General features: G+C 42.5%; 10 protein-coding genes. 9 read left to right on the top strand and 1 reads right to left on the bottom strand.

All coding sequences use genetic code 11. From position 1 onward, the window contains the following. Positions 1-228 precede the first annotated feature (228 nt). The 4 genes from secD to ACED46_RS01040 all read left to right on the top strand — a co-directional run bounded on the left by secD (position 229) and on the right by ACED46_RS01040 (position 5,000). Positions 229-2,028, top strand: coding sequence for a protein translocase subunit SecD (gene secD, locus ACED46_RS01055; protein WP_371720750.1), 1,800 nt, complete (start codon positions 229-231; stop codon positions 2,026-2,028). A 2-nt stretch (positions 2,029-2,030) separates the two neighbouring features. Further along, positions 2,031-2,984, top strand: coding sequence for a protein translocase subunit SecF (secF, locus tag ACED46_RS01050; protein ID WP_017061264.1), 954 nt, complete (start codon positions 2,031-2,033; stop codon positions 2,982-2,984). A gap of 201 nt (positions 2,985-3,185) precedes the next feature. Further along, complete coding sequence (rlmJ, locus tag ACED46_RS01045; RefSeq protein ID WP_371720749.1) at positions 3,186-4,052, top strand: 23S rRNA (adenine(2030)-N(6))-methyltransferase RlmJ; 867 nt, start codon at positions 3,186-3,188, stop codon at positions 4,050-4,052. Positions 4,053-4,655: 603 nt separating this feature from the next. After that, positions 4,656-5,000, top strand: a complete 345-nt coding sequence (locus ACED46_RS01040; RefSeq protein ID WP_102575211.1) for a type II restriction endonuclease — start codon at positions 4,656-4,658, stop codon at positions 4,998-5,000. A gap of 47 nt (positions 5,001-5,047) precedes the next feature. On the opposite strand, the gene dcm is transcribed toward ACED46_RS01040, so the two are convergent. Then, positions 5,048-6,367: a DNA (cytosine-5-)-methyltransferase gene (dcm, locus tag ACED46_RS01035; RefSeq protein WP_371720789.1), complete on the bottom strand. Its 1,320-nt coding sequence runs from the start codon at positions 6,365-6,367 to the stop codon at positions 5,048-5,050. A gap of 115 nt (positions 6,368-6,482) precedes the next feature. Between dcm and ACED46_RS01030 the strand changes: the two genes are divergently transcribed. From ACED46_RS01030 to ACED46_RS01010, 5 genes are read left to right on the top strand one after another with little or no spacing between them, the layout of a single operon-like run. After that, positions 6,483-8,333, top strand: coding sequence for a DEAD/DEAH box helicase (locus ACED46_RS01030; RefSeq protein ID WP_371720748.1), 1,851 nt, complete (start codon positions 6,483-6,485; stop codon positions 8,331-8,333). Continuing rightward, positions 8,330-9,919 carry an ATP-binding protein gene (locus tag ACED46_RS01025; protein ID WP_371720747.1) on the top strand — a complete coding sequence of 530 codons (1,590 nt, stop codon included), beginning with the start codon at positions 8,330-8,332 and terminating at the stop codon, positions 9,917-9,919. Before ACED46_RS01030 ends, ACED46_RS01025 begins: the two co-directional genes overlap by 4 nt. Further along, positions 9,916-10,839, top strand: coding sequence for a hypothetical protein (locus tag ACED46_RS01020; RefSeq protein ID WP_371720746.1), 924 nt, complete (start codon positions 9,916-9,918; stop codon positions 10,837-10,839). The genes ACED46_RS01025 and ACED46_RS01020 overlap by 4 nt, the downstream gene beginning before the upstream one ends. 54 nt (positions 10,840-10,893) lie before the next feature. After that, positions 10,894-12,840 (top strand): AAA family ATPase, encoded by a 1,947-nt coding sequence (locus ACED46_RS01015; RefSeq protein WP_371720745.1) that lies wholly within the window; start codon positions 10,894-10,896, stop codon positions 12,838-12,840. Then, on the top strand, positions 12,827-14,104 hold the full coding sequence (locus tag ACED46_RS01010; RefSeq protein WP_102561825.1) for an LlaJI family restriction endonuclease: 1,278 nt from the start codon (positions 12,827-12,829) through the stop codon (positions 14,102-14,104). Before ACED46_RS01015 ends, ACED46_RS01010 begins: the two co-directional genes overlap by 14 nt. Positions 14,105-14,195: the final 91 nt, after the last annotated feature.

Genomic DNA, 14,195 nt, shown 5'->3' with positions numbered 1-14,195 from the left:
AACTCGCCAGTTAATCAAAACAAACATAGCGACATCAGCTTTAGCATCACTATCTTTCAATCAGCTTGTTCTGGTCGTGATTAGCCATCGCTCGTGTTCGCAAAATATTAGACATACCAATCGTAGTAAATAACTGGTCACCCTAGCTGGTTAAAATGCTCGATCACTGCTTTTTTCAGGTGCTATTTTTGAGCACGTATTTACGGTGATTGGTAGAAAGAAGAGATCTTGACTGTGAAAAAACGCATTCAAAGAAAACAAATTAACCACTACTCAAAGTGGAAATACGTGGTGCTTATCGCCACCATCATCATCATGGTTCTGAGTGCTTTACCTTCTTGGTATGGCGAAAATGCATCGGTTCAAATTAACAATCGTTCCGAACAGACCATCGATGCGAGTCAAATTACCCAATACCTTGCGAGCGAAGGCATCCAAGCTAAATCGGCATTTCAAAAAGACCAACGTTTAGTCGTGATCTTGGAAGACGCAGAACAACAAGCGAAGGCTAAAGAGGTGCTGAATGAGCGCCTATTGGACAACGCGACGGTTGCGCTAGCGATGGAGCCAGCAGCACCGAAATGGTTGACTGACATGGGCTTCGCACCGATTCAGCTAGGCCTTGACTTACGTGGTGGTGTGCAGTTCCTGTTAGAAGTGGACATGGAACCGGTTTACCACGCCCAAGCGCAATCTGTGGTCGATGAAATCACCAGCCAAGTGCGTTATGCACGCGGTAAAGTGGTGAATAACCAAGTTGAATTTAACTTCCGTACTGATGCCGATTTCGAGAAAGCACAAAAACTGATTCGTGAAGAGTTCCCACAATGGCAACGTGACCGTTCAGATAAATCGCTAACGTTAACTCAGTCTGAAGAAGAACAAAGAACGCTACGCAACCTAACGGTTCAACAAAACCTACAGATCATGCGCAGCCGTATTGAAGAGCTAGGCATCACTGAGGCATCGATTCAACGCCAAGGAGAAAGCCGTATCCGTATCGAATTACCGGGTGTACAAGACCCTGCAGCTGCGAAAGACGTGATTGGTGCTACGGCTTCATTAGCGTTCTACTCTGTGTACGACAACGCAACGCGCAATACTCAAACTCTGAAAGATTCAGATGGTAATCGTGTCGTGGTTGCTCGCAAAGCAGTGCTGAGCGGTGAACACATTATCGATGCGCGTAGTGGCATTGGTGAGATGGGCAGTGCAGAAGTAAACATCACGTTGGATTCTTCTGGTGGTAAGAAAATGTCTGAGTTTTCTCGCGATAACATCGGCAAGCCAATGGCGACCGTTTACAGCGAATACAGCCGTGACAGAGCCGGTAACAGCGAAAAAACCAGCGAAGTAATCAGTGTGGCGAACATCCAATCTCAACTGGGTAGCCGCTTCAGAATCACTGGTGCAGGCAGCATGGCAGAAGCACAAGAGCTTGCTCTATTGCTACGTGCCGGTTCATTAACAGCGCCTGTTACCATCATTGAAGAGCGTACTATTGGCCCATCTCTGGGTGCTGAAAACGTAACGAATGGCTTTGCTGCTTTGGCTCTTGGCCTTGGTCTGACTCTCACGTTTATGGCGCTATGGTACCGCCGCCTTGGTTGGGTCGCGAACTGTGCATTGGTGGTTAACATGACCACGTTGTTTGGTTTGATTGCCTTGCTACCGGGTGCGGTGTTAACTCTGCCGGGTATTGCGGGCTTGGTACTGACCGTCGGTATGGCGGTAGACACTAACGTGCTTATCTTCGAGCGTATTCGAGACAAGATGAAAGAAGGGCGCAGCTTTGCTAGCTCTATCGATCGTGGTTTCGATAGCGCATTCTCGTCAATTTTCGATGCTAACGTCACCACCATGATCGTTGCTGTGGCTCTATACACCATTGGTAATGGACCGATTCAGGGCTTCGCTCTGACTCTAGGCTTAGGTCTTCTAACCAGTATGTTCACGGGCATTTTTGCTTCACGAGCGATCATCAATTTGGTTTGGGGGCGTGACCAACGCCACGATGTAAGGATTTAAGCATGAGTACTTCAAAAATGACTATTTCAGACCGCTATTTTTCAAATAGCTATATTTCGGATAAGAATATGACTCGCCTTCGTAAGGTGATGTCTGCGATATCTATTGTGCTGTTCATGAGCTCTGTGATGCTGGTGGCGGTGAAAGGTTTTAACTGGGGCTTGGACTTCACAGGTGGTGTGGTTGCCGAGGTTCAGCTCTCTGATCAAGTCACCAAAGATGCGTTAAAAACAAAACTTGATACAGCTTTCCAACAAGACGTGCAAGTGGTTGGTATGGCAGAACAGGATCGCTGGACAATCCGTTATAGCCAACTGACAGATGCTCCACAGCCAAACTTAGTGGATGCTTTGTCTTCTGTCAGCGACCAAGTAAAAGTGCTTAACAGCAGCGTGGTTGGCCCTCAAGTCGGTCAAGACATGGTTGACCAAGGTGGCTTAGCGGTATTGGTGTGTTTCCTAATGATCATGCTGTACCTGAGTGTACGTTTTGAATGGCGTTTAGCACTCGGCGCCCTAGCCGCAATCATCTATGACGTGACGCTTATCTTGGGTCTGTTCGCTTTTACTCAGTTCGAGTTCAACCTGACTGTGTTAGCGGCTGTGTTGGCGATTTTAGGTTATTCATTGAATGACTCGATCATCATTGCCGACCGTGTTCGTGAAATGCTGCGTGGTAATCCAAATGGTGACACTGATAACCTGCTTAACGAATCGGTTAAAGCGACCTTCTCACGCACCATGGTGACCTCAGGTACAACCCTAATCACCGTATCTGCGCTTTGGCTACTTGGCGGTGCGGCACTTCAAGGGTTCGCGATTGCACTGGTTGTAGGTATTGTCAGTGGTACGTGGTCTTCAGTTTCAGTAGGTATCACACTGCCTAAGTTACTTGGCCTACAGCCTTGTCACTACCAAGTGAAAGCGCCGGTAGAAGTTGAGGGTGAGTACCCTTAGGCTCTCTATTGGTTAACAGTACGACTTAGTCAGTAACGTCAACAAAGCCCTTCGTTTATAACAAAACGAGGGGCTTTATTTTTTATAAGAGTCAGACAGTTACAGAAAAGAGAGCCTATTTCAAAAAACGATGGATTGAGCAGGCAAGCCCTCATGATATGAAGTATGTTTAGATGACGTTCGTAGAAATGAGGCAAGGGAATGGAATATCGACATCAATGTCATGTAGGCGACCATGGTGATGCGCTAAAGCATCCAGTATTGAGTGCACTTGTTCAGTCATTAATGCAGCAACATTCACGCCTCAATGTTATCGACACACACTCTGGTACAGGGTGTTATGACCTCACCAGCGCACCAAGTAATCATGCAGGTGAGTTTGCTGAAGGGGTCGGGTACTTGTGGCGCAATAAGGCTTATCTTCCTCCGGCATTCGCTTCTTTTATGTCGGTACTGGAATACTACAATCCGAATCAACTTATCTCTTTGTATCCGGGTTCTGCCGCCATCACTTACCAACAAGGTCGCAGCCAAGATAGCTTCTATTTTTCAGACATTCAGCAAGATGAAGCTGATTTACTGCAAACTAATATCGATAAGTTACAGTGTGACTTGGGTATTTCAAGCAAGCTTACGATTAGCGCAGGTGATGGGCTTAAAGCGTTACCTGATGACGTAGCTAAACATGACAATCATCATCTGATTGTTATCGACCCACCCTATGAAACCGATTCAGAATATCTCGCGGTGATTGATGCCTTAGTTAAGGCATATCAGCAGTCGGAGAAAGTATCTGCACTAATTTGGTACCCGCTCTACACGGATGATAAGAGCTCACTGATTCTGAATCACTGCGTGACCGCAGTGAAAGATGGTTTGCTACCAAGTCCGATCAAGTCGGAACTTCGCCTTCGAGATCCCAAGGGTGATGATCGCCTGATCGGCAGTGGTTTGCTGTTGTTCAATCCACCACAAGGCATTGCGGGAACGGTCGCAGATACGCTCGATTATTTACACAGCCAACTCGCCACTAATGGTGAAGGCTACTGGCAAATGAGAAGCTTATAGATCTGATTTTTATGGGTTTTATGATGGTTTTCTAGACATCACTAACTAAACCACTGTTATCTATGTGGTTTAAATTGACCAAACGCTAACTTTTATCGATTGATTAATTGCAGTGAATCATTTAAAAATAGTACATCAATGCGCACAGGTGCATACTGGCTCATAAGTTAAATAATTACCCCTAATTAATATCAGATTGTGGTTTACCCCCTAAACTGCATAAGGCTCGCACTAGTCATGCGAGCCTTTCTTTTGCCTGTCGGAAATTTTTACAGCACATTCTTTTCTATTTTTATAATGACGACAATCGTAGTCATGTTAGCTCCCACTTATCGCATACACGAAGAAAATGAAAAATGCAGGAACGTCCTTCAGTTCACTTTTTTGAAAGATGCTTACTCAGTGCTTGAGATCATTTAAGTGTTTTTAACTTTTCTCCCAGAAGCTGTAGGCTGTTTCGACAAGAGGTGCCTCAGAGTAATGCATCGAGTTCAGTGTATTAGGTTATAGAAAGAACGTTAATAAAGCATGAGGAGATGACTCTTGATATTTGCTTTAATAACCCCATCTATATGAAGGATAAAGATAAAAGGAATGATTCTAATGATAAAAGCCCTTAGCCTGAACCCTGCATGTATTAAGACACTATCAGCTGTAGAAGCTGAGCCAAACCGCTCGAATCAGCACGAGCTTAATGGTGTAGTACAGCTAAAGAGTATATTGGGTTTGTCTCGCCAATCTTTTGATGCCCGTTTTTCTATTCGAGGCCAAGACGGATACGTAGCAAGCAGTGTTACTTGGTATGATGCTCGAGAAAGTCACCCGACACGTTCAGAGTACCGCCTTTACTTCCAAACTAATGAGGTTATGGACCGTGCTCAAGAAGGGAGCACTCTAATCTTAGGTTTGGATGCATCTGGGGGGTTTTGGATAGAGTTAATTGTGTAATGACCAATAAAAAAGGTAAGCCCCTTTGGGGCTTATCTTTAATTGGCTTAGCTAGCTTGGCGTTGCTCGCCCACCAACTTTTCAGCTGCCGTTAATGTCTTGATCATCTGCTCAGCTACGGCATGGATTACATTCATACAAACTGAGTTACCAAACTGCTGATACACTTGGTTTTGTGAAACGGCATCAACCTTAAAGCTTTCAGGAAAACCTTGTAACCTAGCGCACTCGCGTGGCGTTAGCTTGCGTGGGTTTTTATTGAGCTGGGCTTGGTCAATGAGTATCTCTGAACCATCTTTATAGTATCGAGCACTGATGGTATTCGTGTACTCACTCTCTGCATTGAAAAGTGAATAACCAAACCCGTTGCCTTTGGTCTTATGTCCTTCCTTTCGCTTTTGATGTCCTTCCCATAGTCTATCTGAAATAGTAAAACGGTCTTTACCATGCTCTGCATGATCAGCAGCCAATTCCTCTGGTGTTTGTAGGATGTCTCCAACACGTGTTGGTGTCTTTGGCGGCTCAGGCCAATTGAACATATCGCCGAAATTTACGCCTGGGAACTGGTCCTTATCAAAACCAATTATGAACACTCGCTCTCGGTTCTGAGGTGCACCAAAGTCACCTGCTCGTAATACGCGTACATCAACCCAGTAGTTCAACTCATCTTGCAACGCACGTCGTGCTTCTTCACTCATAGGCACATCTTCTGGGATCTGTTGTTCATGTTTCCCTTGTAAGATATCCATGATCGTTTTTAGTGTACGACCTTTGTCATGCCCTCTGAGCTGTTTGACGTTTTCAAGTAAAAAAGCTTTGGGTCTCTTTAATGCCAAAATTTTCTGGACCTCAAAGAACATCGTACCTCGTGTATCACTGAATCCTTGTTTTAGACCTGCTTGAGAGAAGGCTTGGCATGGAAAACCACCTAAAAGGATTTCATGATCATCGATCTCTTCAGCTGAGATCTTAGTGATATCACCATTTGGCATGTCGCCATAGTTAGCTAAGTAAGTTTTTTGGGCGAATTTATCCCATTCTGAGGTGAAAACACAATGACCGCCTAACTGCTGAAATGGGTAGCGGATACCACCAATACCAGCAAAAAGATCGATAAAACGAAAGCTTGCGTCTTCTATTTTTCCTTGTTTTAAAGGGGCATTATCGTAGAACCTTTTCATTTCATCTTCTAGGTCGATAATTTTACCCCACTTAAGAGGTGAAGGTTTATGCTCTCCAGCTTCCCAACCACGAATTGTTCGTTCGCCGTCTTTGCCTAGACCTATCAAATTTGCTAGCTCGCGCTGCCCTAAACCAAGTCTATCTCTTAACTCTTTGATATAATGGGAGGTATTCAATTTGTGCACCATATTTCTCAATTGATATCCGGTTTTTGCCCCGGTGATAGTGTGCACTGTATATTTTGACATACATAATTGCAAGTGGTTATCCGGTTTTTAACCCTGTAAACAGGAAGTGAGAATGGCTTATATAATTAAAAATGGGATGGTTGAGCACAATGGTGTTTTTTTGGAAGCTGAACACCTATTTAAGCTGGGGAGAATATCAGCCAACTCTGACGGTGTTGAGGTTGGGTTAGTTATTTCTAAGCGCCCGGCTCAAATCCATTTTAAATTTGAAACAGAACCAGCCCCTAATTTTGTTTTGTTTTTTCGTGGAAAACCATTAGATAAAGAACAAACACATTCGTTGGTTAAGTATGGCTACTTCATATCTGATGGTAAAAGAGTGCATTTTGTTAGCTCCCGCATCAATGAGCACCTAGCTATCGCTTTTGGTGACTTACCGCTACCTAAGTTGATGAAACTTCTTCGTTCCTTACATTTAGAAGCGTTGATTGATGAGTTCCCAGCTCACTTAATTGAAATGCTGAGAGATAATCAGAAGAAACAAGCTCATCATGAAAAGCTATTCGTGCAATCGTTGTATCCGTATCAAGAAGAAGGGGTCAACTGGTTAAGTTTTTGTGCTGAAAACGGCGTGGGAACTATTCTTGCCGATGATATGGGATTAGGCAAGACAGCCCAAGTGATTGCGCTGTGTTGCGATGTCTTAGAGAAGAATCCTAACAGTAAAATTTTAATCGTCGTTCCAAATCCCTTACTCGACAACTGGGTTAGAGAGTTCCAGCTTTTTGCCCCAAGTATTGTTCCATACCTTCATTATGGAAAACATCGTCGTGGTGTCGCTTCCGCTTTTGATGAGCATAATGTCGTGGTTACTCCTTACACGACAATGTCTTCAGACATTACTATGTTTGAAGACATGTATTTTGACCTCGCTCTGTTTGACGAAGCGAGTATGTTAAAAAACCCTAAATCGATCCGTTCCTTGTCTGCTCGTCGATTGAATGTTGGTGTAACCGTTGCTATGTCTGGGACCCCAGTTGAAAACAGCTTAATGGATGCATGGGCGTTAACGGACCTAGTCTTTGAAGGCTTTTTAGGGGCGCAAGATAGCTTTAAGAGTCGATATGTTCATTCTGATTTGTCTGAGACACTCAATAAGAATTTAGAAGAGCTTGAGAGTAGTTTGCGTCAAATTACTTTACGCAGAATGAAAAAAGATGTGTTGGAGCAATTACCAGAAAAGCTTGATATACACACAGCCGTTTCTATGGGAGAAGTTGAAAAAGCACAGTATGAATCGTTGATTGATGAGATGCAGAGAGATAATCAAAACGGTGGTGGTGGGATCCTTCCATTAATAAATAAACTCCAGCAATTTACAGCTCACCCAGCACTAATTGACCCTACAATACCTAATGATGTTAGATCTCTTATTAAGCATAGCGCTAAGTTCGAGTTACTTATGATCCAATTGGATAAAATTGTACAAGCTGGTGAGAAGGTTATTATTTTTGCAACTTTCCAAAAGGCTATTGACTTAATACAAGGTGCGATACGCGAAAGGTATGGCATATTGCCTGGGGTTATTGATGGTCGCACACCCAATGATGAGCGTCAGCCACTTATTGATACCTTCTCTTCCTCAAAAGGCTTTGACGTTTTGTTACTGCACCCTCGAACGGCAGGTATGGGGCTCAATATTACAGCCGCAACTAATGTGATTCACTACTGCCGTCAGTGGAACCCTGCACTTGAAGAGCAAGCGACGGCAAGGGCTTGGCGAAATGGTCAAAAATTCATAGTGAATGTTTATTACATGTACTACGCCGGTACTATTGAAGAAAAGATCGATGAACGCATCCGTCTAAAGCAGCAGCTCAGTGAACGTGTTGTTTCAGTTACCGATGATAAAGAAACAGACAAGCAGATAATGCTAGAGTATTTGGAAACGTTAGGTTTATGAATCAAAAAATAGAACTACCAGAAGAAGATGATTTTCGCCCGTCAGCGGCTCGATTAGTCGAAAGTTTACGTGATACCGGTTATAGCAAAGAGGCTGCATTTTCGGACATTATTGACAATTCAATAGCGGCTAATGCAACTCAAATTGAAGTCGAACTCCAGTATATGTATGGAGAGTTCAGAGTCATCATTAGCGATAATGGTGATGGGATGTCAGAAGAACAACTACGAAATGCAATGCGTTATGGTTCGCCACGCCGTGACAATCCTAAATCGTTAGGTAAGTTCGGTATGGGGCTAAAGACAGCATCGACAGCATTTTGTCGCCGTCTTGTAGTGCTATCCCATCAGAATGGTAACAACGTCGGTCGAGCGTGGGATATAGATAAAATTATCGCTTCGGATCGCTGGGAGTTAGAAACTCCAGATGAAGATGATTATTACGATGATTTTGAGGTATTGAGTAGTTTTTCAAATGCTAGCGGCACCATGATTATTTGGGAGAATATAGACCGTTTAGTTAAGTCTGGCAGTGAAAAGCAAATGCGAGAGCAGATTAAGTCTCTTGGTAAAGACCTTTCTTTAGAGCTAAGCGCAGTATTCTTCAAGTTTTTGAACTCTGGTGAAGTGACCATTTCAATGAAAGTTGGAGATAGCCCATCCGTAAACTTAAAGGGTTGGGATCCTCTCTGCTCCCAATTTGTAACTAAGGACGGTGTGCGTTCTCGTATATTGAAAGAGAGGTCCGTACAAATTGAGGGCGATAAAAATCTTAGCTTTACCGTAAAAGGCGGTGTTATTCCTTCTCTAAATGAATTGAATTCTGATGAGCAAGACTACGTCCGTTATGGCCTCGATAATCAAGGGCTTTACATCTATCGAGAAGGTCGCCTTATCTGGCACGATGGCTGGCCACATCGTATGTATAAAAAAGAAAGTAAGATCACACGTCTTCGAGTTGAGCTGAATTTCAGCCACGAATTAGATGATGTGTTCAGCATCGACTTTCGCAAGAGTCGTGTCATTATCCCTGCCGAAATCAGAAAAGAGTTACAACAGCTCATTTCTCCTTGGCGTCAAGAGTTGACTAAAGGGCAAGAACGCTTAACTTCTGCAAATACTAAGCGGGCGCACGGCCCTGCCGATAAAGCGATTGATAAACATAAAAAGTACACCAAGAACTCTGAAATTAAAGTTGATGGTGACACGGTAACGATCCGCAATAAAAATCAGATGAAACCGATCGTGATTCAGGGGATTCGTGTCTATGATGACAAAGCCGTTCGTGTACATGAGGAAGATTCATTACTGGGTGATTGCTTATGGGAGCCTTCATGTGATGACGAAGGAAATACATGCGTCACCCTTGGCAAGTCACACCCTTACTTCCATAAGATGTATAACGTTTGCAAAGGTAATGCCGAGGCCATGAAAGCCTTGGATATGCTGCTGTGGAGTTTATCAAATGCTGAGCACGGTGAGTTCTCTGATGCTAACAAGCATACGTTGAATGGATTTCGCCAAAAGGTAAGTCAAACACTACGCCATTTGAGTATCGAGCTTCCAGATGTGGAGGAGGATGAATGAGTTACCAATATGATCTATCCGACTTTAAACGCTATTTGAATGATAAAAACCCAAAGTATCGAGTGGACGGTCTGATTTTTTGGAAGACAACAATTCCTATTCCTATAGATTTGTTCAACCGGATTTTTAATGAATCAGATCATATCGTTACCGATTACGTTTACCAGCTAGCGGCAAGTGCTGTGGCATTTAGCCACCAAGAGCAATTTGAAAGCATCTTTGAGGTTGCAGTTACAGACCTACCTAAAGGCGACTTAAAGAAAAAGCATGTCGCCTTGCTAGATTGGCTCAATGAGCAATTACCAGAACGATCCGAAATTACCCGTATGGCTTACGAGGTCGCAGATACCTTAGGACTTGAAGCGTTCATATTCTCTACAGAAAAAGTGGCAGAAGCACTTCAACACCAAGGAAAAAAATATGCTCGTATCTTTATGCCTGAAGCGGTAAAAGCACATTACACTTTGATACTAGGTTGCGAGAGTGTTGGTACCGCAAACACGGATATGTTTGGCAATATTATTGCGGATCGTTATGGTATTTACAGAGCTGGATTTGGTGATGCTTTAGTAGCTATTTTTAATGGGTTGTTGGACTTCCGTATCCTTTGCTCTGGTCGAGGAGAGCATTTGAGCAACTACAGAATAGTTGCTCCTCTGATCGAAGATATTGATGTTCGCCTAGCTAAAACAAGTGATGGTTCGCTATGGGAACCTGGATATGAAGATGACCACTATATTACTCTAAATAATGAACACCCTCTTATACGTAACCTGTCGGAAGAGCAATCAAGGCCGTTAGCCGAGTGTCTGTTTTTTATGGGGGAGTTTGAGAACGGCCAGTTTTCAGACACCAACAAGAAACTGATAGAAAACTTACGTCAAGAGGTCTCGCGTAGCCTTTGGATTAAGCACGATTAACTTCAATGCAGCTGCCTTAGGGTAGCTGTATTTTTATTTAGGAATTAGAAAGTAATGCTTTCAAAAATTAACACGGTTGGTGAATGGTATAAGAGTGAGTCGGAGTCAAGCTGGCATTTTGATGAGTTTTCGTTTACTGAAGAGGTCAAGAGTGCTTTTAGTAACCTCGACTTGGATCTTGAGATCTTCGAGCATTCAGCTCGAATTAAGATTATAAACAATAAAAACCATTGCTATATTCCTAGCCACTACTTCCTATATGCACTAAGGCTCCAACCTTTAGTTTCTCTGCTTAGTAACTACATGGCTGTCTTTGACCAAGTAAAAAGCTCGGTAAAGACAGCAGTTGATTTTCATAATTTAATTAATAGCTCTTCACCATCAAACCCAGTATTAACCTCGTTAGATCCTTATAGCCGAGATAATTTTTTAAATGCATTCCGTTTGAAAGCTAATCGATTGGGCGGGAAAGATATTATTAACGATGACAAAACTAAAGGGAAAAAATATCGTTCACAAGATGATTTTATGAGCTCAATCTTGCTGAAAGCGTTGCCTGTCCCAGATGCAAGCTCTGGTGTACTTGGTGATTTGCTTTATGCGTTCTCCAAATCCCCATCAGCTTACCAAGCTCTTATGGATAACTACTCTCCAGCTATTCCATACCTCTTTAGGTCAACAAGTGGCGATGAGTTGATGTTTAGGGTCTTATCGACACTTGGATGGCAAGGTAAATTGGATGCTGAATTAACTCCATCCTCATCAGGGTTTGCTGATTGGGGATCAATCGATAAAGCATTTTTGTTTAGACCTACCTCTATATTGGGTCACGCAGAATATGTTGAAGAGCCGATTCACTATCATTTACCTTCACACCAGTATGTATATGTTAAAACAGGCTTACTTGATACTGATGAATTAAGAGCAAGTGTCTCTGAGCTTATCTCTAGGCTGTGGAACAACATGTCTATTCAGAAAGATGATGAGGTGTTTTTCTTTAAGTCATTTCTTCGCTTTGACTTGAAAGCCCCTGCATTTACCGGTGCGAGCAATAAAATCTTTTATGGTGCGCCTGGAACAGGTAAGAGCCATCACATTCATAATGTAGAGTGTGAAGGTGCTAATAAAATCGTGACGGTTTTTCACCCTGACACTCAGTACAGTGACTTTGTTGGTGCCCTTAAACCTAACATGGCAACAGATGAAAACGGAAAACCCTACGTTGCTTACCAATTCCGACCAGGGCCGTTTACTAGAGCACTAATAGAAGCGAAATCTCACCCGTCTAAACATGTCTGCTTAGTAATTGAAGAGTTGAACCGAGCACCGGCAGCTGCTGTCTTTGGGGAGCTATTCCAACTATTGGATAGAGAGGATGATGGTGAAAGTACTTACAAGATTGATGCGTCAGACCCTGACATGTTGTCTTACATCAACCAATCTCTTGATAAGGTCGGTATAGCAAACATTAAACAGTTGGAAATACCGGCTAACCTTTCCTTATTAGCCACTATGAACAGTAGTGATCAGGCAGTAATGCCTTTAGATACAGCATTCAAACGACGCTGGCGTTTCAAGTTTATTGATATTGATTTTTCTCATGTCGATGTCCCAAACTACGACTTTCACTTATCAACTCAAAGTGGTGTATATAGAATTTCTTGGCCAAAGTTTGCTTCAATCATTAATGATGTATTGATTGAAGCTCACGTTGCTGAAGATCGCCTACTAGGTCCTTTCTTTGTGAAAAAAGATGAAATAGAAACAGCTGAATCGGCAAAAGAAACCCTTAGCAGTAAGGTGTTTGTTTATCTTTGGGATGATGTACTTCGTCATTTAGGGCATACAAAAATTTTCTCTTCTAAATATAAAACGTTCGGTAAATTATCAAGCGAATTCAAAAAAAATATGGCTGTATTTAATTTGTTAATTGAAGAGAAAATTGAAAAGGAAGGCCGAAAAATTGAGGTGGCTGAGGCACCAGAAAATGCAGTTGAATAATATATTGTACTTATCTGATCGTAGTTTCCTTGAAGACCCATCGATTCCTCGAAGCGTATTGGATGAGTTGCAAAATCAGGGGCTGATTGCCCCTGATATGAGGAGGATACATTTTTGTGGAGTAGTGCCTTACAGCGATGGTATAGCTGTTTTTTTACCGCGTAACCATCTTGCATCAATAGAAGATGGTGGCATTGCTGGCTATTATCTGGTCCAAGCTCTACTAAAATATTATCAAGATAAAGATAGTGGCATTTATGCTCAAGAGAACGGTACTGAAGTGATAGGTGGTCGTGCCTTATCTTTAGCTATCTCGCTCATTGATGACTATCGATCGAATGGCTTATATGTACGTCGAGTGAAAGAGAATACAGTTAATTCTGGGAAAGTTAATTGGTCGCGTACTATTGCACGTAGTTCATCATATCCGGCTAATAGTGGATCTGTTTATTTGGAATTACACTCATCTCGTGCTAAATACCTTACACACTGTGAAACAGCGAAGATACATGCAGAGGTTGTCAAAGAATTACTATCAGATTATGGATCTTTATGGTTTGGTACTTTTTCTCATTCCGACCTGAAAGTGGAGTCTCTTGTTAGTTCCATTGGGAGTACTGAAGCCAAACTCTTATATCTTGAACAGCAATTGCAGCTTAGTTATTCTGAAAGAGATATGTTTTTGATAAAAGCCCTAATCAAATATCTTAGAGTAAAAAAGGGCAATGAGGTTAATTGTGTATTAATTGGTGTGCGTAAATTTCACAACTTATGGGAGTCAATGCTCGATCAGTGTTTGATTGGTAAATATCCAGTAAATAGCAAGTTACCTGTTCCTATCTACCAGACGAATGAAGGTGATTTTATTACCGTAGCTCAAAAAGGTCAGAGGACAGATACCGTTCTGAAGCATGAACAAGAGAACAAGTTTGCAGTCGTCGACGCAAAATACTATAGCGCGACTTCACCATCGACTGCTCCGGGCTGGTCGGATTTGGTTAAACAGTTTTTCTACCAGCAGGCAATTCATGAGCTTGAAGGAAAAGATACTCCTGTATCTAATCACTTTATATTTCCAGGTAGCACGCAAAAACTAAAGTCAGCACATGTCGCAAAAAGAGGCGTTGATGTTCGTTCTGTAGATGAATGTATTCCTCGATATGCGACTATTCATTGCCACTATCAAGATCCAATCAGATTACTAGAAGTTTATGTGAAAGGTGAAAGGTTGACTCAATTAACTCAGGAAATATTCAATTCATAATAAAAAAGCCACATGACGTGGCTTTTTGTCTAACTGCGAGAGCTAGATTTACTTTAATTTGGCACGCCTAGTTTATCATAGTTTTCGAGGT

This window comes from Vibrio sp. 1S139, assembly GCF_041439475.1.
GTDB lineage: Bacteria > Pseudomonadota > Gammaproteobacteria > Enterobacterales > Vibrionaceae > Vibrio > Vibrio crassostreae_C.
The sequence above is the reverse complement of the archived record's forward strand: the minus strand, read 5'-3'. Positions and strand labels throughout refer to the sequence as shown.